Origin of the sequence: Chryseobacterium sp. JK1 (assembly GCF_050632815.1) — a bacterium.
GTDB lineage: Bacteria > Bacteroidota > Bacteroidia > Flavobacteriales > Weeksellaceae > Chryseobacterium.
The window spans coordinates 34,632-55,107 of record NZ_JBODRU010000002.1 but is presented as its reverse complement, the minus strand read 5'-3'; the positions used below and the strand labels follow the sequence as shown (position 1 = coordinate 55,107).

23 protein-coding genes are annotated in these 20,476 nt (G+C 36.0%); 3 read left to right on the top strand and 20 right to left on the bottom strand.

The window, feature by feature from the left end; all coding sequences use genetic code 11:
* Positions 1-20: 20 nt before the first annotated feature.
* From ACQ76T_RS13200 to mraZ, 13 genes are all read right to left on the bottom strand, one after another.
* Positions 21-242, bottom strand: a complete 222-nt coding sequence (locus ACQ76T_RS13200) for a GxxExxY protein (protein ID WP_431344387.1) — start codon at positions 240-242, stop codon at positions 21-23.
* A gap of 19 nt (positions 243-261) precedes the next feature.
* Complete coding sequence (locus tag ACQ76T_RS13195) at positions 262-357, bottom strand: GxxExxY protein (RefSeq protein ID WP_431344386.1); 96 nt, start codon at positions 355-357, stop codon at positions 262-264.
* A gap of 214 nt (positions 358-571) precedes the next feature.
* Positions 572-1,936, bottom strand: a complete 1,365-nt coding sequence (gene murC, locus ACQ76T_RS13190) for a UDP-N-acetylmuramate--L-alanine ligase (RefSeq protein WP_431343780.1) — start codon at positions 1,934-1,936, stop codon at positions 572-574.
* A gap of 11 nt (positions 1,937-1,947) precedes the next feature.
* On the bottom strand, positions 1,948-2,598 hold the full coding sequence (locus ACQ76T_RS13185) for a hypothetical protein (RefSeq protein WP_431343779.1): 651 nt from the start codon (positions 2,596-2,598) through the stop codon (positions 1,948-1,950).
* 2 nt (positions 2,599-2,600) lie between these two features.
* Entirely contained in the window at positions 2,601-3,701 is a 1,101-nt protein-coding gene (gene murG / locus ACQ76T_RS13180; RefSeq protein WP_431343778.1) for an undecaprenyldiphospho-muramoylpentapeptide beta-N-acetylglucosaminyltransferase, read from the bottom strand.
* Between the two features lie 47 nt (positions 3,702-3,748).
* Positions 3,749-4,987, bottom strand: a complete 1,239-nt coding sequence (locus ACQ76T_RS13175) for an FtsW/RodA/SpoVE family cell cycle protein (protein WP_431343777.1) — start codon at positions 4,985-4,987, stop codon at positions 3,749-3,751.
* A 65-nt stretch (positions 4,988-5,052) separates the two neighbouring features.
* The gene (murD, locus tag ACQ76T_RS13170; RefSeq protein WP_431343776.1) at positions 5,053-6,381 is read right to left on the bottom strand and encodes a UDP-N-acetylmuramoyl-L-alanine--D-glutamate ligase; all 1,329 of its coding nucleotides are present in this window, start codon (positions 6,379-6,381) and stop codon (positions 5,053-5,055) included.
* Positions 6,382-6,442: 61 nt separating this feature from the next.
* A complete protein-coding gene (gene mraY, locus ACQ76T_RS13165) occupies positions 6,443-7,684 on the bottom strand; it encodes a phospho-N-acetylmuramoyl-pentapeptide-transferase (RefSeq protein ID WP_422695291.1) in 1,242 nt (413 codons plus the stop codon).
* Positions 7,685-7,717: 33 nt separating this feature from the next.
* Entirely contained in the window at positions 7,718-9,178 is a 1,461-nt protein-coding gene (locus ACQ76T_RS13160) for a UDP-N-acetylmuramoyl-L-alanyl-D-glutamate--2,6-diaminopimelate ligase (protein WP_431343775.1), read from the bottom strand.
* A gap of 55 nt (positions 9,179-9,233) precedes the next feature.
* Positions 9,234-11,225 carry a penicillin-binding transpeptidase domain-containing protein gene (locus ACQ76T_RS13155; RefSeq protein WP_431343774.1) on the bottom strand — a complete coding sequence of 664 codons (1,992 nt, stop codon included), beginning with the start codon at positions 11,223-11,225 and terminating at the stop codon, positions 9,234-9,236.
* Entirely contained in the window at positions 11,209-11,574 is a 366-nt protein-coding gene (locus ACQ76T_RS13150; RefSeq protein WP_422695287.1) for an FtsL-like putative cell division protein, read from the bottom strand. The genes ACQ76T_RS13155 and ACQ76T_RS13150 overlap by 17 nt, the downstream gene beginning before the upstream one ends.
* 96 nt (positions 11,575-11,670) lie before the next feature.
* A complete protein-coding gene (gene rsmH, locus ACQ76T_RS13145) occupies positions 11,671-12,564 on the bottom strand; it encodes a 16S rRNA (cytosine(1402)-N(4))-methyltransferase RsmH (protein WP_431343773.1) in 894 nt (297 codons plus the stop codon).
* Positions 12,565-12,612: 48 nt separating this feature from the next.
* Positions 12,613-13,071, bottom strand: a complete 459-nt coding sequence (mraZ, locus tag ACQ76T_RS13140; RefSeq protein WP_422695285.1) for a division/cell wall cluster transcriptional repressor MraZ — start codon at positions 13,069-13,071, stop codon at positions 12,613-12,615.
* Positions 13,072-13,343: 272 nt separating this feature from the next.
* Here mraZ and ACQ76T_RS13135 point away from each other — a divergent pair, with 272 nt between their 5' ends.
* The 3 genes from ACQ76T_RS13135 to ACQ76T_RS13125 all read left to right on the top strand — a co-directional run bounded on the left by ACQ76T_RS13135 (position 13,344) and on the right by ACQ76T_RS13125 (position 15,234).
* On the top strand, positions 13,344-14,105 hold the full coding sequence (locus ACQ76T_RS13135; protein WP_045492318.1) for an alpha/beta fold hydrolase: 762 nt from the start codon (positions 13,344-13,346) through the stop codon (positions 14,103-14,105).
* 63 nt (positions 14,106-14,168) lie between these two features.
* The gene (gene yihA, locus ACQ76T_RS13130; protein ID WP_129040996.1) at positions 14,169-14,792 is read left to right on the top strand and encodes a ribosome biogenesis GTP-binding protein YihA/YsxC; all 624 of its coding nucleotides are present in this window, start codon (positions 14,169-14,171) and stop codon (positions 14,790-14,792) included.
* Entirely contained in the window at positions 14,785-15,234 is a 450-nt protein-coding gene (locus ACQ76T_RS13125; RefSeq protein WP_431343772.1) for a GNAT family N-acetyltransferase, read from the top strand. The genes yihA and ACQ76T_RS13125 overlap by 8 nt, the downstream gene beginning before the upstream one ends.
* A gap of 62 nt (positions 15,235-15,296) precedes the next feature.
* Here ACQ76T_RS13125 and ACQ76T_RS13120 read toward each other — a convergent pair whose 3' ends face one another.
* The 7 genes from ACQ76T_RS13120 to ACQ76T_RS13090 all read right to left on the bottom strand — a co-directional run bounded on the left by ACQ76T_RS13120 (position 15,297) and on the right by ACQ76T_RS13090 (position 20,475).
* On the bottom strand, positions 15,297-16,178 hold the full coding sequence (locus ACQ76T_RS13120) for a hypothetical protein (protein WP_431343771.1): 882 nt from the start codon (positions 16,176-16,178) through the stop codon (positions 15,297-15,299).
* Positions 16,179-16,186: 8 nt separating this feature from the next.
* Positions 16,187-17,527 (bottom strand): beta-carotene 15,15'-monooxygenase, encoded by a 1,341-nt coding sequence (locus ACQ76T_RS13115; protein WP_431343770.1) that lies wholly within the window; start codon positions 17,525-17,527, stop codon positions 16,187-16,189.
* 6 nt (positions 17,528-17,533) lie between these two features.
* The gene (locus ACQ76T_RS13110; protein WP_431343769.1) at positions 17,534-17,941 is read right to left on the bottom strand and encodes a hypothetical protein; all 408 of its coding nucleotides are present in this window, start codon (positions 17,939-17,941) and stop codon (positions 17,534-17,536) included.
* A gap of 5 nt (positions 17,942-17,946) precedes the next feature.
* Entirely contained in the window at positions 17,947-18,351 is a 405-nt protein-coding gene (locus tag ACQ76T_RS13105) for a DUF6804 family protein (RefSeq protein WP_431343768.1), read from the bottom strand.
* A 7-nt stretch (positions 18,352-18,358) separates the two neighbouring features.
* On the bottom strand, positions 18,359-18,883 hold the full coding sequence (locus tag ACQ76T_RS13100) for an SH3 domain-containing protein (RefSeq protein WP_431343767.1): 525 nt from the start codon (positions 18,881-18,883) through the stop codon (positions 18,359-18,361).
* A 440-nt stretch (positions 18,884-19,323) separates the two neighbouring features.
* Positions 19,324-19,662, bottom strand: coding sequence for a YegP family protein (locus ACQ76T_RS13095; protein ID WP_431343766.1), 339 nt, complete (start codon positions 19,660-19,662; stop codon positions 19,324-19,326).
* A 147-nt stretch (positions 19,663-19,809) separates the two neighbouring features.
* On the bottom strand, positions 19,810-20,475 hold the full coding sequence (locus tag ACQ76T_RS13090) for a response regulator (RefSeq protein ID WP_431343765.1): 666 nt from the start codon (positions 20,473-20,475) through the stop codon (positions 19,810-19,812).
* Position 20,476: the final 1 nt, after the last annotated feature.

Sequence of the window (20,476 nt, the reverse complement as noted above, 5' to 3'; positions counted from 1 at the left end):
CATAAAGCCATTTATTTTCTTTATAATTTATTTACAACTCGTTTTACTCCATTTTTGAATAAAACTGAATGGAAGTTCAAAATCATTCCAAGTTTTATATTTGTTATTCTTAAATAATTTAAAAGCTGGAAGAAATGATAGTCATTAATCTCCTGAGCTGCTTTTATTTCAATTATTAACTCGTTTTCAACTAATAAATCTACTCTGAAGGCTTTAGGTATTTTTAATTCTTCATATTCAATGTCAATGTTTTTTTGACTTTCAACATTTAATCCTCTGTTTTTTTAGTTCATAAACTAAACACTCTTCATATACATTTTCATAAAGCCCAATTCCAAGCGTACGATGTATTTTCATTCCAGCACTGAAAACAATCTCTGAAATTTCATTTTCTATCATACATTTTGTGTTTTTATGTTTAACGCTATGATCGCAAGGCAATCTGTTTATTTTTCCGATCGCGAGGGCGTTTCACTCAGCGAAGGCTATAACTTTTATAATTTGTTTTCTCATTTGCCGAGTGAAACGTCTTTGCGAACGATTTTATATTTTCTGATCGCGAACATTGCGTCTATACTCCAATTTTCTCAATCCATTCACAGATAGGGTCATACAGGGTATCTATATTTCCTGCGCCTACAGTAAGGAGGATATCAAAATCTTTTTCTTTTATTTTTTCAAATGCATCAGCTAATGTTGATACTTCTTTTTTATCTAATGTTACTTTGTCCAACAGCCAGCTTGAAGTAATGCCTTCAAAATTTTCCTGAAGTTCTCTTGCCGGGTAAATGTCAAGAAGAATAAGCTCGTCTGCTTTGCTTAAACTTTCTGCAAACCCGTCTGCAAAATCTCTTGTTCTGCTGAAAAGGTGGGGCTGGAAGGCTACCAATAGTTTTTTATCAGGATAAAATGTTCTTATTGAGCTCATTACAGCATTAATTTCTGTAGGATGGTGAGCATAATCATCAATATATATTTTACCGTTTTGATAAATATGTTTTGTGTATCTTCTTTTAATTCCTTTAAAATTGGCAATCGCCTTTTTCAGCGTATCAAAATCTGCGCCCAAATTGTGTAGAATAGCCAGTGCTACCGTCGCATTTTCAACATTATGGATTCCGGGGATTCCCCAAACGAAATCTTTTATGGTTTCTGTTGGAGTATGGAAATCAAAATAAATCTTGTCATGATCCATACGCAGATTGTCTGAATAGAAGTCTGCAGGCTCATTTACAGCATAGGTCTGATGTCCTCTGCCAATCTCAACACCTTTTCTTACGAATAGCTGTTGATCTTGTGGAACCAAAGCCGCAAATTGTCTGAAACCTTCTTCAATATGGCTTTTATCACCATAGATATCCAAATGGTCTGCATCTGTAGAAGTTACTACTGCCCAATCCGGAGAAAGGTTTAAGAAACTTCTGTCGTATTCATCCGCTTCTACAACGGAGTAAGTAGAACCATTGTACAGGAAGTTGGATTTAAAATTTTCGGAAATACCTCCTAAAAAGCATGAGAAAGGTAAATCAGCTTCTTTACACAAGTGTGCTACAAGAGTAGAGGTTGTTGTTTTTCCGTGTGTTCCTGCGATGGCAATACAGTCTGTATTTTCTGTAATTAATCCTAAAACCTTAGCACGTTTTAATACTTCGAACTGATTTTGGTTGAAGTAATCCAAGATCCCTAGTGTTTTGATAGCCGGAGTATAAATAACCAGTGTATCTTCTTTCTGAAGGGAAGTGATCCTATCATCAATAAGGTCTTCAAAAACGATATCAATACCTTCATTCATCAGGTTCTGAGTAAGTTTGGTATTGGTTTTATCGTATCCCAATACTTTTTTTCCGGACGCATTGAAATAACGTGCTAAGGCACTCATTCCGATTCCTCCGATCCCGACGAAATAAAAAGTCTGATATGTTTGTAAAATGTTCATTATTCTAATTATTATTTAAAAAGCCTTAAAGCTGTCCAGACAATAAAACTAATTACTGAAAAGATCAAGATGTTCTGGCCTTGTTGTCTGTCATTTTCAGAAAACCCGTACATCTTTTCACCATTAGGCAGTACTTTTCTATACTTCATTAGGTGATATCCAATGAAAATTCCAATGAATCCGCCTAATAGCGCAAAGAAATATCCCATAACAATCAGCAATTTTGGACTTTTTTCCTGTGCTGCCAAATTTTGTATTCTTTGCTTATTGATAATATTGAGAAGATCAGAATTAACTTCTTTTCCTCTATTTTTTAATATTTTTTGAGCGAGAAGATAATCAAACTTACTCCACTCTTCTTTTTTCATGACGATCTCAATCAGTTCTTCATCAGAATAATCAAATAAATAGTAATTATCCTCAATTTGGTTAACATCATTTCTGACAAGTTCCTCCTCCAGATGCTCTACTTTTTCAAAGTCTTCTTGCTGAATTTTCAGTTCAAACTCGTTTGTATTTGCATCTCCTCCGAAGCTGGCTCCTAATCTGGAAGAGTTGTCTTCCAATTCATAGATGATCTGATGATGTTCAAGGACTTTAATTAGTTCCAGAGCATCATCTTTATAAATAAATTTTCTATAGGTAGACAGTTCGGCTGTCATTTTTATTGTATTATTTTAAAAATTTCGTCTACAATCTCTTTTGTGGCATTTGGCTTGGCAAAATATTTAAGATTGTCCGACATTTCTTTTCTTACATTTTCACTCTCGCAGATTTCTGATAATGTATTCCAGAATTTTTCCTGCATTTCAGAGTCTTTTACCATTCTGGCAGCATCTTTTTCCACCAGATTCATAGCATTTTTGGTTTGGTGATCTTCCGCTGCAAAAGGGAAAGGAACCAATAATACTGGTTTCTGGGCTACTGCCAACTCTGAAATGGCGATAGCTCCGGCTCTTGAAACAATAATGTCGGCTGCAGAATAGGCAAGCTCCATCTCTTTGATGAATTCCAGGATCTGGATATTTCCGGTGGCAACATCTTTTGTTTCGTTTAAAATATCTTTATAATCAAGCTTTCCGGTCTGCCAGATCAGTTGATAGTCTTTATCTACTATTTGTTTAAGGTGAGACTTCCAGGCATTATTCAACGTTCTGGAACCTAAAGAACCTCCTACAGACAGAATGGTAAGTTTGTTTTTATCCAGTCCCATTTTTTCTTTTGCCTGAGAAGTTTCCTGCATTCCGGAAATAATGGTTGAGCGAATCGGATTTCCCAGAAATTTGATCTTTTCTACTGGAAAACCTGCTACTTTTGGATAGGCTGTAAATATTGCTTTAGCTGCTTTGCTTAAAATTTTATTGGTTACACCTGCATGCGCATTTTGTTCCTGAATAAAAACCGGAATTCCCAATTTAGTGGCTTCATAAAGCGCCGGTCCACTGGCAAAACCTCCTGTTCCTATTGCAAGATTGGGAGCAAAATCTTTGATAATTGTTTTAGACTTCGATAAGCTTTTCAGAATCTTGAAAGGTAATCCAAGGTTGGATAATAGATTTCCTCTGTCGATTCCGGCAATATCAATTCCTTCGATTTTATAACCGGCCTGTGGAACTTTTTCCATTTCCATTTTTCCGTTGGCACCAATGAACAAAAATTCTGCATCCGGAAATCTTTTTTTGATTTCGTCAGCAATGGCAATGGCAGGGAAGATATGTCCTCCTGTTCCTCCGCCTGATAATATTACTTTTAACTTTTTGTTCATTTTTCTAGGTTTTGAAATTGCTTTGTCATTTTATTTTTAGTGATGACTTAAGCGATATCGTTTATTTCTGCTATACTTTGTTTTTTGCCCAATCCTTCTTCATCATAAATCTGAATTCGGGAGCTAATATTTAAAATAATTCCTAACTGCAGGTAGGTTACGAGCATGGAGGTTCCTCCGTAGCTTATCAAAGGCAGCGGCTGTCCGGTTACCGGGATCAGATTCACTGCAACGGCAATATTCACCGAAAGCTGTATAAAGATCATGACCCCGAGACTGAGCACAAGCAACGATCCGAAGAAGGCAGGCATTTTACTGGCGATCATGACAATCCTTATCATCATAATCAGATATAAACTGACTAGGAAAGCGGCCCCAATTACACCATATTCTTCTACAATAACCGCAAAGATAAAGTCGGAAGCAGATTGTGGAAGCATTTGCTTCAATGCACTTTTTCCTGGGCCCATTCCGGTAATTCCGCCGTGTACAATGGCTGCTTTGGCCTGCATTACCTGATAATTTTTTGCTTTTACGCTTTCGTCATCCGTATCGGCTGTTTTTGCCTTGCTGGATGTAAAGGTTTCAATACGGCTCATCCATGTATGAACACGGTTTCCACCAATCATATTGGTATTCAGTGCAATCAGTAAGAAAAATACGATGGCAACAAATGATGCGGAGATAAATCCAGCAATGTATTTCCAATGGAGCTGGCCTATTATTAGGACAATTACGGAAACCATCAGAATCATTAATGCTGTGGAACCATTATCTTTTGCAACCAGAACAAAAACCAGAAGAATGGGTCCGAAAATATACATGATATTCTCTATCGGAAGTCTTTCTCTTGTAATTTTTTTGGTTAAATATCTGCACAGGTAGATGATGAGCATTAAAAAGGCAAATGATGACGGCTGGAATGAAATAGGTGTTCCCGGAATTTTCAACCATCTGGAAGCACTTGCTCCATCAATAGTTTGTCCGGTAAACATTGTGACGATAAGTAAAACAATCATTAAGCCGAGCAGAATGCTGCTGAGCTTTCCAATGTATTCGTATTTGACGGTTCCAACCAGTCTCATGATTCCTAATCCTAAGACTACAAAGAACATATGTTTGATAACGTGACCTGTTGTAGTCCCGTTATTGACAATATATTCGAGATTTGAACTTGCAGAGTAAACAGGGAAAATAGAGAAAATGGAGATCACAAGAATGACCATCCAAAGTACTTTATCGCCCTTTAGAAACTCAAATCTGCTTTCTGTGTTCTGTTCGTCCATATTTTTAATGCATCATGAAAAATTAATAGTTCAGTGATTGTTTATTAATGATTCATTGTTAATTCTTAATATTTTAAAACCTGCGCTTTGAACTGACGTCCTCTGTCTTCATAGCTTTTGAACAGGTCAAAACTTGCACAGCATGGAGATAATAATACAGTATCTCCTTTTTTAGCCAGTGATTTTGAAATTCTCACGGCTTCTTCCATGCTTGAAGTATCATAGATAAGTTCTTTTTTATCTTTAAAGAAATCGATGATCTTCTTATTATCTACTCCAAGGCAAACAATTGCTTTTACTTTTCTTTTGACTAAATCTTCAATTTCGGTATAGTCATTTCCTTTATCTAATCCTCCAACAATCCATACTGTTGGTGTTTTCATGCTTTCTAAAGCGTAGTAAGTAGCGTTTACATTGGTTGCTTTGCTGTCATTGATGTATTTTACACTGTCAATTTCAGTTACCAACTCCAATCTGTGTTCTACGGCCTGAAATGTCATCAATGAATGCCTGATGCTTTCATTGTTGATTTTTAGTATTTTACCGGCAATAGATGCTGCCAGACTGTTGGCAACATTGTGATTTCCTAATAAAGACAATTCCTCAACCTTCATTGAGAATTCATCGTTCACTTTTACCACAATTTCCTCATCATTCACGAAACCTCCTTCCGATAGTTTCTCTTTTGTAGAGAAAGGAATCATTTTCGCTTTTACTTCAAGCTTCTCAAGAAGATTTTTACTCATTTCATCATCTTTATTGTAGATGAAGAAGTTGTCATTTTCCTGATTTTCTGTGATTCTGAATTTTGCCAAAGCATATTCCTCATAGTTGTAGTTGTACTGATCCAGGTGATCTTGAGACAAGTTCAACAGTAAAGATATATAAGGTCGGAAATTCTGAATATCATCAAGCTGGAAAGAACTTACTTCCAGTACATAATATTCATGGTTTTCGTCTGCAACCTGCTTGGCAAAACTGTAGCCTATATTACCTCCTAAGCCTACGTTTAATCCGTCATTTTTCAGGATGTAATAGATTAAGGATGTTGTTGTTGTTTTTCCATTACTCCCTGTGATGGCGATGATCTTTGCATCGGTAAATTCAGAAGCAAATTCAATTTCCGAGGAAAGTCTTATACCTTTCTCGTGAATTTTATTGATGATCTCGGCTTTTTTCGGGATTCCGGGGCTTTTTACGATCCAATCGGCATTTAAAATCCTTTCTTCATCGTGGTTTCCTTCTTCAAATTCAATTTTATTATCGGTAAGAAACTGTTTATAGTTATCCTTAATGGCTCCTTTGTCTGAAAGAAATACTTCCAAACCTTTCTTTTTGGCCAAATAAGCAGCTCCGCATCCGCTTTCTCCACCTCCTAAAACAACTATTTTCATATTATAAAAGCTTTATGCTATTGGCTTTAAGCGTATTGCTTATTGCTTTTAGCTTTTAATTTTATCTCATTTTTAGTGTGATCAGACATACAATAGCCATTATTACTCCAATGATGATCATTCTGTTCACGATTTTACTTTCGTGGAAACCTTCTTTCTGATAATGATGGTGTAATGGCGACATTTTGAATAGTCTATTGTTTTGGGCATATTCCAACCCGTATTTTCTTTTTCTGTATTTGAAAACGATAACCTGAAGCATTACAGACAGGTTTTCGATTAAGAAGATTCCGCATAATACAGGAATCAACAGTTCTTTTCTTAAGATAATGGCTAAAACGGCAATAACTCCCCCTAACATTAAGCTTCCGGTATCTCCCATGAAAACCTGTGCAGGATAGGTATTGTACCAGAAAAACCCAATTACAGCACCCACCATTGCCACAGCAAAAATGGTGGTTTCCCCCATATTCGGGAGGAACATGATATTGAGATAGTCTGCAAAGATGATGTTCCCGGAAAGGTAAGCGAAAAGCGCTAGGGTAAGGAGGATGATTGTACTGGTTCCCGCTGCAAGGCCATCAATCCCATCTGTAATATTGGCTCCGTTGGAAACAGCGGTTACAATAAAGATTACGATAGGAATAAAGACAATCCATGCCCACTCATGGGCATCTTTATCATTCATCCAGAATAGCATTCCGCTATAGTCAAATTCATTATTTTTTGCAAAAGGAACGGTAGAAACAGTGATTTTTTCTGTAGGCATAAAGTTTTGCTCTACATTATTCCTGTTCACTACTTTAGCATCTGCATATTTTCTTTTAACAGTAATGTCTGGATGGAAGTACATTGTAACTCCGACAATTAACCCTAAACCGACCTGACCAACGATTTTAAATTTCCCACTTAAACCGTCTTTATTTTTTTTGATTTTCTTTAAATAATCATCCAGAAAACCAATTGATCCCATCCAAATCATTGAAACCAGCAACAGAACAATATAGACGTTGGTAATTCTTGTAAACAGCAATACGGGAATAATGGTTGCCAGAATTATTATAAGTCCTCCCATGGTAGGAGTTCCTTCTTTTTGTTTTTGACCATCAAGTCCAAGATCACGCACCAATTCTCCCATTTGTTTTGTTCTCAGATAGTTGATTACTCTTTTTCCGTAGACAAGAGCAATGATTAATGAGAACAGTACAGCCATTCCGGCACGGAAGGAAATGTATTTCAACAGTCCTAATCCCGGAACATGGATTCCATGGTTGGTTAGATATTCGTATAGATAGTATAGCATAGTTTCAATTGTTAATAAATTATCGTCTATAATTTACTTGCTCATTAATTTCCAAAGTTCATTAATCACTTCTTTGTCATCAAAATGATGTTTCACACCATTAATCTCCTGATAATTCTCGTGGCCTTTTCCGGCAACTAAGATGATATCTTTGGGTTCTGCAAACTTTATAGCCATTTTTATGGCTTCTTTTCTATCCGGAATTGAAGTGTATTTGCTGAAATTCTGAGGTTCAACGCCTGTTTCAATTTCTTTAATGATCTGTGCCGGATCTTCTGTTCTTGGATTGTCTGAAGTGATGATTGCCAGTGTTGATTTTTTGGTGGCAATATTTCCCATTTCAGGTCTTTTGGAGTGGTCTCTGTCTCCTCCGCAACCGAATACCGTGATCAATCTTTCGTTTTTGGTTCTAATATCGTTGATACTATCAAGGATGTTTTCTAAAGCATCCGGAGTGTGTGCATAATCTACGATAAAGAAAATTCCGCCATCGGATTTGAATGTTTCAAACCTTCCGGAAACTCTTTTCAGTTTACTGATAGCCTGAAGAATCTCATCCTGCTCAAAACCAAGTTCAGTAGCGACTCCAAAGACAAGTAACAGGTTGTATACATTGAACTTTCCCGTTAAGGTTGTCCAAAATTCTTTTCCGTTGAAGTTGGCCAGCATTCCATTGAAATCTACTTCCAGAAGTTTTCCATGATAATCTGCCAGTGTTTTCAATGCATAAGACTTCTTTTTAGCCTTTGTATTCTGAAGCATGACATTACCATTTTTATCGTCTATATTCGTAATGGCAATAGCCGTATCTTCCAGTTCATCAAAGAATCTTTTCTTGGCTTTCAGATATTCTTCGAATGTTTTATGATAGTCTAAATGATCATGCGTAAGATTGGTGAAACCTGCTATTTTGAAGTGTAATCCTTCAATTCTGTTTTGGGTAATACCGTGAGAGCTTACTTCCATGAAGGCAAATTCACATCCTTTTTCAACAGCCTCTGCTAAAATTCTGTTGATGGTAATAACATCCGGAGTGGTATGAGTTGCCGGAATAATTTCATCGGCAATTCTTATTTCTACAGTTGAAAGCAACGCAGAATCGTATCCTAAGTTTTTGAAAACATCAAAAAGAAGAGTCGTAACAGAAGTTTTTCCATTGGTGCCTGTAACGCCTATTAATTTCAGTTTTCTGGAAGGGTTTCCATAGAAATTTGAAGCAAGATGACCCAGAGTCTTAGATGAATCTTTTACCTGGATATAAGTTACATTTTCTTGTAATGTTTCGGGAAGCTCTTCACAAACAATTGTTGCTGCTCCTTTTTCAATAGCCGATGTAATGAATGAGTGACCATCTACAACTGTACCTCTCATAGCAATGTAAAGAGAGTTTTCAGTAACCTTTCTGCTGTCGATCACCAATTCTGTAACCTCACGGCTGTTGTCACCGTGGATTTCTATTACTGGGATTCTGTTTACTAATTCTGTTATTATCATCTTTATCAATAGGTTTTTCCTATCTTGTTTTAAATGTCTTTTCAGACGCTGTTTTCTAATTCTGCAGAGATAAATAAATTCTCTGGTTCTTACTGATCGTGGTGCCTTCCAACGGGAATTGTTCTTTAATTCGTCCTACTCCTTTATAGTCGACACGGTAGCCTAAGTTTTCCAGTTGGGGGATTACATTTTTACCAATTAATCCTACCACATTAGGCATTTGCTTATCATTGACTGCTACTTTTACATTAGGTTCAACCATTTTGCTTAGGTTTACCTTTTTGTCTACGAGCATTTCTTTTTCTATGTTTTGAGGGGTTTTCAGGAATGTTTTTCCTGCAATTTCCTTAAATACAGGTGCAGAAACAGGTCCTCCATAAAATCCTATGGATGTATTGGGCTCACTAATCATTACATAGCAAGTGTATTTTGGAGCATCTGCTGGATAAAATCCTGCAAATGAAGCTCTGTATTTCATTGGGCCTGGAAGCCAATATTCAAATCTTGCGGTTCCGGTTTTTCCTGCCATTTTAAGATTGGGAGTAAAGATGCTTCGTCCTGTCCCTTTTTCAACGGCTTTAGTCAGGGCACTGGTCATCATTTTAATGGCTTTTTCTGATGCCATTTTGTTGACCATTACTTCCGGTTTTGCTTTGTACATTACCTTTCCATCCTTTAAAATTTTGTCAATAAATAAAGGTTTAAGCATTTTTCCTCCGTTGGCCACTCCATTATAGAAAGTGGTTAACTGCAACAGGTTGATGTTTGAAGAGTATCCGTAAGAAATAGACGCTAATGTTGCGGCATTCCATCTTTTGTTTTCCGGGGTTACAATTTTCGGTTTTGTGATTCCCGGAAGTTCAATGTCCATTTTATCGAAGAGTTTCCAACGTTTTAAATGGTCGAGGAAGATCTGGGGTTTTTCTGCATAGTATTTTGTGATAAGTTTGGAGGTTCCAACATTACTGGATTTGGCCAAAACATCACTAATATCATAAATTCCGCCACCGTGTCCGTCTGAAATTCGTTGTTTAGCATATGTCCAAACTCCGTTTCCTACATCTACGGTTGTATTTTCATCAATGAATCCATCATCCATTGCAGCCAATAGCGAAATGGTTTTAAAAGTAGATCCCGGTTCAATATTATCTTTTAAAGCATAGTTGTAAGAGTCTTCATAATCTCCTGAATCTGTTCTTCTTAAGTTGACAAGGGCACGAACTTTTCCTGTTTCAACCTCCATTACGATGACCGTACCATGTTTTGCCTCAAAATGAATAAGCTGCTTCTCCAAAGCGGAATGTGCAATATCCTGAATTCTAAGGTCTAAGGTCGTATAAACATCTTCTCCGTCTACAGGTTCCTGAACTTTCCAGAAGTCGATAGGTTTCCATTGAGAAGAATTGATTCTCTGTTCCAGTCGTTTACCGTCTGTACCTGTCAGATACTTTGAAAAGGCTCCTTCCAGACCGGATTTAAGTTCTCCATTATCGATACCGATGGTTCCGGCTCCAATTTCTGAAGTGGCCAATTCTCTTTTATAGTTTCTGTCTACAATAAATCCGCCTTTATTTTTTCCTCTTTTGAAGATCGGGAATTTTCTGATTCTGTCGTATTGGTCAAAATCAAGACCTTTTACCAAAGTATAGTACTGGTTTTTCTTTTTCTTCTGCTCATCAAACTTCTGTCTGAATTCTCCTCTGGATTTTCCGAACATTTTGCTCAGAGAATCTGTTAACGCGCCGATATTATTCGTATAAATCGTATCCTTCATGGTTTTGAAGTCCAGATATATATCGTAGCGCATTACAGTGGTCGCAAGAATAGACCCATCAGAAGCAAACAAATTACCACGGGCAGCTTTTAAAGTGGCTTCACGGTAATTTTTGTTGATGTAGTCGTCTTTTATTTCCTGAACATTGGTGTTTTGAAGAATAACAATCCTTGCCAAGAACATTACAAACACGCACAAAGCTACCACTGCAAAGAGGTAGCCCCATCGTAAAGTTTTTTTACGCTTATTGTCGTATTCATTTTGCTTTTGCATCTGTACTGTCCAGTTTTATTAGCAATTTATGAGGGTGGTTTTCCAGGGTCATCAGTGAGTCCCGGGCAACCTCTTTCCCCAGCTCCGATTCCATTTTTACTTTAATAAGCTTACTCTGGGCGTAAGCATTTCGCGATTTGTACTCTTCTGTTTCTTCTTTTAACTCGTTTACAATTCTAATTTTCTTGTTGACGAGATGGTTGGTATAAATCATGGCCATCATCAATACAAACAACAGGAGAAAATACTTGTAATGTATTTTGATCTCATCACGATTCAGAAAATTACCCTTTATAATATCTATAAAGGTGAGTCTTTTCTGGGGGCGATTTGTTGTTCTTTTAGCCAATTTATATGATCAATTTGCTTTACCGTGAATTGATTTTGTTGTCAATTGTTAACCGTATTTTTTAAAATTTACTATTGACGACCCGCTCATTCGCTTTTATACTTTTATTCCGGTTCTCATTTTAGCACTTCGGGCTCTTGAGTTTTCTTCAATTTCCTGGTCATCCGGGATAATTGCTTTACTCTTTATCAATTCGAATGCCTTTTTATAATTTCCGTAGATATCTCTTTCCGGTTCTCCTTCAAACATTCCATTTTTCAGGAATCTTTTTACCAGGCGGTCTTCCAGTGAGTGGTAAGAAATCACAACCAGTCTTCCTTCTGGTTTTAAAACATTGTAAGACTGAACCAGCATTTCTTTTAATACTTCAAGCTCCTGATTAACTTCTATTCTGATCGCCTGAAAAAGCTGTGCATAGAATTTATTAACTTTATGAGGAGGAATATAGCTGAAAAGCTTTTTCAAATCCTCTGTAGTATCTATACTTTTAGTTTTTCTATGGTGAACAATTTCTCTTGCCAGTTTTCTGGCTTCTCTTAGCTCTCCGTAATGATAAAAAAGATCAGCAAGTTCTGATTCTTCATATTCATTAATCACTCTTTTGGCGTCCAGACTCTGCATCACATTCATCCTCATATCCAAAGGAGCATTGCTTCTTGTAGAGAAACCTCTTTCTGCCTCATCAAACTGATGGGAAGAAACTCCCAGGTCTGCCAAAACACCATCTACCTGCGAAATTCCGTACATCAACAATGAGTTCTCCAGAAATCTGAAATTCTGGTTAACCAATGTGAATCTGGGATCATCAATTGTATTTTTAAGTGCATCCAAGTCCTGGTCGAAACTGAAAAGCCTTCCTTTATCGGAAAGTCTGCTCAATATCTCCCTGGAGTGGCCTCCGCCTCCAAAGGTGCAGTCCACATATGTTCCGTCAGGATTTGTCACCAAATCATCTACACTCTGCTTCAACAAAACGGGGTTATGATACATGCTTAATTGTGTTTTTTATTTAAATAATAATCAATTAATAACTTACTGTTATTCTTCATCGAAGGCGCCCATTACATCTTCGGCAAGGCTGGCAAAATCTGCTTCATTGGTAGAGATAACCTGTTCGTAGGCTTCTTTATCCCAAATTTCGAAGAGTTCTCCAGCACTGGTAACCACAATATCTTTCTGAAGATTTGCAAAATTCGTCAGGTCTTTAGAGATCTGTAGCCTTCCTGCATTATCCAATTCTACTGTCTTTACTCCTGCCGTAAACATTCGTATGAAATCAGCATTCTTTTTTATGAATCTGTTCAGTTTATTAATTTTGCCCATCAGTTTGTCCCATGCATTCATAGGATAAACCTCCAGACAAGGTTGGAACACAGATCTTTTGACTACAAACGCCTTGTCTTCGAAGTTTTCCATCTGTTTGATTAAAGATGAAGGAACTTTTAAGCGGCCTTTGTCGTCAATTTTGCACTCATATGTTCCAATGAAATTTTTCATTTGGGACAAATTTATATAATAATTTCCAAAATTTCCCACTTTTTCCCACTTTTTGACTCAATGTTAATAAGTTTTATTAAAGATTGAGCTGTAAGAATGTAAATTATTGATATGTAAGTACTTGTTGAAACTGTTATTTACGCCATAATAAAGAGAATTTGAAAAAAAAAGTTAAAATGGCGAATATTATATTATTTTTATCTTAAATTAGGATAATCAAAATATTTTTGAGGTTTAATTTGTATTTTTGCAAGGCTTTATTAAGGCGTTTTATGATATTTAGTACAAAAAAAGAAAAGAAATATTCCTATGTAGAGGCTGGGGAAGGACATCCATTAGTGCTGTTGCACGGGTTAATGGGTGGTTTGAGTAATTTCGATAAAATGGTAGATTTTTTTTCAGACAGAGGTTTCAAAGTATACGTTCCTCAGTTACCTATCTACGATCTGCCGGTACTCAATACCAATCTTACTACAATAGCAAAATATATTATCAAGTTTATCGAAAGTCATATTTCAGGACCTGTCTCCATCGTAGGAAATTCGATGGGAGGACACGTAGGGCTTATTCTGACATTGGCGAGACCAGATTTGGTAAAGAATCTTGTTCTTACAGGAAGCTCCGGTTTGTATGAAAGAACTTTCGGGGACAGCTTTCCAAGAAAGAATGACAGATCTTATATAAGAAAGAAGACCGAGGAAGTTTTCTATGATCCCAAAGTGGCTACAGAAGATCTTGTAGATGAAGTTTTTGCGGTAGTAAATGACAGAATGAAAGGAATAAAAACAGTAATGTTGGCCAGAAGCGCCATCAAACACAATATGCTGAATGATCTTCCCAAGATTGTCACGCCAACGTGTCTGATTTGGGGGAAGCAGGATAATGTAACTCCTCCTGAAGTAGCGGAAGATATGCATAAGTTTATTCCCAATTCGGATCTGTTCTGGATAGACCACTGCGGCCACGCAGCAATGATGGAAAAACCAGATGAATTCAATGAGATTCTATACAACTGGATTAAAGATAAAGTTTAAATACCTAATAAAGACCATTAAGAGCTTTTCTTAATGGTCTGTTTTTCTAAAAATATATTCAAAATGATTATTAAGACAGCAGAGTTTGTAAAGAGTAGTGGCAAATGGCAGGAGTGTCCGGAACCGAATATTCCTGAATATGCTTTTATCGGAAGGTCGAACGTAGGAAAATCATCACTGATCAATGCCATGATGAATCATAAAGATTTGGCTAAAACTTCGGGAACTCCGGGAAAAACTCAGCTAATCAATCATTTTTTGGTGAATGAAAACTGGTACCTTACCGATTTACCGGGTTATGGATACGCTAAAGTTTCAAAGGTGCAGCGTAAAGACTTTGAAAAGCTGATCACCAATTATATTCTGAACAGAAGAAACCTTGTCAACCTTTTTGTTTTGGTAGATTCAAGACACAATCCTCAGAAAATAGACCTTGAGTTTATCCAATGGTGTGGTGAAAGTGGAATCCCATTTTCAATTGTTTTTACAAAAGCAGATAAGCTGAAGCCGAACGTTGTCATCAAAAACGTTGAGGACTATAAGACCGAGCTTCATAAAACCTGGGAGGATCTTCCCGAACTGTATATAACATCAGCAGAGAAAAAAGAAGGAGGAGACAAGATTCTTGATTTTATACAAAAAACCAATGAGTTTTTAACGAATAATAATATAAGTTTCGATGAATAATAGGGTCTGGAAAATTAAAACCTTTGAAGAGTTTACCATTCCTGAACTTTATGCTGTACTGAAAGCCCGAATAGATGTTTTTGTCATTGAACAGAACTGTCCTTACCCGGATCTTGATAATTATGATCAGAAAGGAGTCCATATCTGGGCAGAAGAAGATGGGCAGGTCTTGGCGTACTGTCGTATTTTTGACAAGGGAATCAAATTCAACGAAACTTCTATAGGAAGAGTTCTGACCACGGAACAGGGGAGAGGAAGAAGCCTTGGAAAGCAATTGATACAATATGCGGTAGAAACCATCGAAAACCGTTTTCATACTTCGGAAATCAGAATTTCTGCACAGGATTATCTGTTGAGATTTTATGGAGGCTTTGGTTTTGAAGATACCGGGAAAAAATATCTGGAAGATGATATTCCCCATACGGAAATGATTAGAAAATAAATAAAAGCGAGGAAAATTAATTCCTCGCTTTTTTGATAGTTAAATATAGAGAGTGTGTTTTTTTATTTGCCAGAGATCGCTTTTAAGATAATAGGCTCCAGGTTGGATGGAAGGTCAGCGGATTTGATCTGATACTTTTTGATTTTCATTTCTTTAAACCAATTTTCCCAATACTCTTTAATAACAGCTTCTTCAAAAGGATTTCCTTTTTCCGGATTGATTCCTAAAATGATGACCTCGAGATTACTGAGATTTTCATTTGCTTTTACAAACCCATAGCCATTTTTTTTAATGGTATTTTTAAAATCTGACGTTGTAAGGTTATTGGCTTTTATGAGTTTGGTTGTCAGATAAGAGGTTTTGTTTCCTTCTGAAAATTGGGTATTTTGATGATACATATATCCGTCTGTCAAAATAAACAGAATATTTCTTTTATCTTGTTTTATGCAATAATCGTTGACTTTGTTTTTGAAAAATTCCCAAATATCAGAGCCTACGAATGTTTTGTCTTTTATAGCTGATTGATAGATGTTTAATGGTAATTGTGAGTATTTTTTATCTACAGAATCAAAATAACTTCTTGGGGTATCTTTGTTAAAAGAAACTTTCAATTCTTTTGTGAAATCATTAATTTTTGAATCGGAGGGCTCCGGGTTGAAGAAAACCTGCATCTGATCATCATAGGTAATGATTTTTTTGGATTTGATATGGTTTAAAAATCCTTTTTCAATGGCTTTGATGTATTCCGTATCGCGCTGGAAATATTGCATTGTAGGATTCGGATTAGCTATAGTATCTATTCTGTCGGACAGATCAATTAAAATACTGACATTGATATTATTTGAATCAACTTCCGGGGGGCAATTGGTACAAGGTGATGGCTTTGGCTCTTTACAGCAGGAAGCCAAAGAAATAATTATTAATAAATAGAATATTTTTTTCATAATGTAAGCTATAAAGATGATAAATACACTAAATTTTGATTGTCAGAATTAGCCCCTACCGTTTCCAGATTAGTAGTGTATGTTGAAATACAATCGTCAATCATTGTTTGCTTTTCCGTTTTTGAAACAGCAATTTTTTCACCGATAAAAGTGATCCAACCCTGAACATATTCCGAAGCATATAATTTGTAATCTTTAGTAGGAATGATGACTCCGTCTATAATGTTTTGAAGCTCTTCAATTCTACCACGGGCCTTGATCATTAATTCTTTTGTGCTGCCAATAGCAGTAATAATTTCCTCAATTTCTTTTTTCAGAGCATTAATTTTTTCCTGAAAGAACTCTACTTTTTTCTGTCTTATTTCCTGCTCGTTTTTAATCTTATCTTTTTCACGGTGTTCTTTCATTACAAAATCAAAAACCAGCCCCCAGATAATATAGACAATGAATCCAGCGAAAATAATCCCCCAAAACTGTATTTGGGTAAAAGCTATTTTAAGATTAAATGGTGGGGATTCAAAAGTTTTATTTAACTCATATAATTTTGACTCAATTTCATAAGCTAAAATGCAGTCGAAAATAAAAGTTACTATAAATAATAAACCCAGCTTAATATAATTTGCTGTCGTTTTATTCTCCCAAAACATGTGAATCAAATAACCCAGCCCGAGAAATACAAACGGAATCAAAGTTACAAAAGCCCCTTCTATAAATCCTTCATTCCATGCTTTAGTGAGAGCCTGTGCATCCAGAACACTCTGGATGACAGTGCTTTTTGCATCAAAAGTTTTAAAGAAAGCGGAATAAGATGTTGAGATATAAAAAGTTAAAAGATACAAACTGATGGGAAGAAGGAGAATAGCTCCTATCCAAAATTTCGCAGAAGCTCCTCTTGTTGCTTTCACATTATATTTTTCAGGATTTCTTGGAAGATCGAGAATTTCAGCTTTTAATACTTCTATAGTATGCTGATGATTTTCAATTTCTGAGTTTTTGGTTTTTAATTGCTCATCTTTGGTTTCCTGGGAAACAATGAAAGCTTTGATCTCCGTTTCCCGATTTTTCTGTTCATTAACATATGCTTCTTTAAGCTTTGTCTGCTTTTCAACCATTTCCTTTTCTTCATTCTGGAACTTTGAGTAAACAGCATCAAGGCATATAGACAGGGTAGAGTGGTTTCCACTGGTTCGTGAGCTGTCTCTATATCCAGATTCGTGATACGTTCTTTTTCGGGTTTCTTCAAGCGATTCTTCGGATGGAATAATTTCATTTTTTGGAAGCTGCTCTTGTTGATTCTCTATGGGAACAGATTTTAGTTTAAATAAATTTTTTATACTGATAGTGTCCATAATGAGTTAGTGTTTTAGTTCATATAAGATGTCGTTTTTATTCTTTCCAATTTTTACAGCTTCGAGAAGATAATCTACAATGGCTGTTACATTTTCTTCTAAAAAGCCAAACATCAAAACGTATTTCTGCATTGCAGAATATTCATCTGGCGAAACAATTCCGTCAGCCCAGATCATAACAGTGAGATCATATAGATAATCTACTTTTTCCTCAATTGTTTGCGGAACCAATGATTTTATATTGATGGGGTTCAAAAGGATTTCGTCTAAGTTTTTGGATGGTATTCCTCTTTCTTCTGCGCACTTATAGAGCATTTTTAATTCTAATGCGCTGAAATCGTCATCGCAAATTGCCATTTGGTACAACCTTAGAAAATGAGCTTTGAGATTTTCTGTGATCTGTTTTTTTTCCATGCGGGTTATTCTTCTTTGGTTTTTTTAGGATTAATGATTCTATCTCTTGAAACGGTTCTTTGATGTATGGGTAATGTAGCGGATGGCTCAGGGTTTTCTTCAGCAGATTCTTCTTTTTTCTCCTGTTGTTTTTCTACAAAACCTATGAGGAGGAATAAAATTCCTGTCAGGATATCGATCGGAATCCAGATATTTTTTCGATACAGATAAATAGGAAAAACAGGATTGAAAAGGATGAGAACAACCAGAAAAACAATACTGAAATAATGTTGTCTGAAGGTAATGGTACTATATAAAACCAGTAAAGCACCTATAGAGACAAGAATTCTGAGATAGCTGTAATACTCTATAGGAAGTTTGAAAATACCTGCGAAACAGCATAGCGCACAGAAAATGAGAAATGGCTTCATTTTTTGATTATTTTACATCCTTATAATATACATAGCCTTTTTTTCCACTGGATTTAACCAGTACTTTATACCATGAACCTTCCTTTGAAAGTGGAGTCAGTTTAGTGTCTTTAGAAATTGTTGCAATGACTTTAGATTTAAATGACGGTGTTTCATAAATCGTAACGTTTCCAATTCCTGCAATATATCTGTTGCCGGAATTAACGTTGATATTAACCTCATCAATAACAATTTTTGAAGGTTTTCCGGATCTGGATTTTCTCGATTGATAAGAGTCTGAAGAGTTGTGTTTTTTTGAGGTACTTTTTGAAGAAGTACTACCTGAAGAACTTTTTCCCGAGCTGCTTCTGCTGCAAACACCACAAGTTCCTCCACTGCTGCAATGTCCGCATCCTGAGCAATTGGAACAGGCTGTACAATAGGCTGATCCTGTACATCTTCCGCCATGTCCAATATTGTCATTGGCTTTAAAACAAGAATGTAAGAGAAGTAAACTAAAGGTAAATATGATAAATGGTATTAGTTTTTTCATGGTGTAGGTATTGAATAGTTATTGCTTTTGTGACTATTTTAAATAAGTATCTCATTCATGGAGGTCTTTCTCATTGCCTGTATCTTTATTTGATTATTCGTATTTGGGCACTGTCTGATAGAGCTTGACCCCCCAAGTAAAAATACTTCTGTTTGATTATAGCCTGACCTTAACGAATAAGTCCCGTCAATATTGATTTTCGTTAAGTTGTTGATTATGAATCCTCAGTAACCGGAACTGAAAACAAAGAAAGTATCAATGTGACGATTGAAGCTCCCAAATTTTGCTCTATGAATAATCCCCATGAAATAAGAACTCCTAAAAAGCCTAAAATCCAGCGTTCAATTTTCAGATAAAAAAGTTTTCATGGTTATTAGTTTTTATGAATAGTTTTCTATTGCCTGATGAAGCTGATCCAGTCTAATTTTGAGATCTATGTTTTAGTTTTTTAAAGTTTCGTCAACAATTTCCGCTGTTGGGGCATTCGATTTTACGGAAGCAATTCCGTTTTCCATCCCCGATTTTGAACCATACATCTGACTATTTCCGATAATTTCTCCGTTTTTGGCTTTTAATACGAAATAATCTTTTCCGTTCTTTGCTATTCTTCTGTCATATCTTGAAAGATCTTGTGAGTTAATTTTAACAGATTCAATTCCTTTTTGGCAAGACGCTTTCTGAATATATCCTTCGCTGGTTAAGATAATTTCACCATTTGATGCCTTCAGATTAAATTGATACTCTTTGTTTGTTCTTTGAGTGATTACGAATTTTCCCATATTATTATTTTATAGTGTACATTATTATGTATGTGATTTTACTTCCCCAAAAGTATCAAGCTTTGAAGCGTGTTCCTTACGGGAAACCGTAAAAACAAAAAACCTTTCAAAAACTTGAAAGGCTTATAGAATAATGATAAATACAGGCTAAATAATTCCTAAATCTTTGCAAAAAGCAACCAGTTGTTCGTTGCTGGTAATTTGTAAATCTTCTTTCAGACTGTTCAGCTTCTTTTCGACGCTGCTTAAACTATTAGGTCTGATATTATTATTTTGAAGATACACCGGGATATTCTTTTGCAGAACTCCCTGTGAGAGTAAAGAGACCAACGTGATGTCATACTCCGAAAATTCATAACTGTTCAGCTTTTTCACATCCTGTTTAAGGTCCAGAGACAGATAGTTTTGGTTATCATAAACAGTTGCTACTGCTTTTTTAAGATCTTTAGAGTCGTTTCTTGCTTTACGAACAAAACCATTGATTCCGCATTCTTTGAAAAGAATATCAATAACACCGGATCTATGTTCAGCCGAAAAAACAATTGTTTTAAGAGAAGGTTGTATTTCTTTTATAGCCAATATAAGTTCTTTGCCGTCCTTTATTTTCTGTTCACGATGATCTTCTTCGTAATAGAGGTCGGTAATCAATAAATCATAAGGTTCCCCTTCTCTATGAGATTTCTGAATTTTTGCAAGGGCATCATCGCAGTAAGAAACGTAATCAGAATGAGGAATATTAAGTTCTTCTAAAGTTTTCTGTACAGAGATACTGATACTTTCGTGATCTTCGGCTATTAAAATTTTTTTAAACATT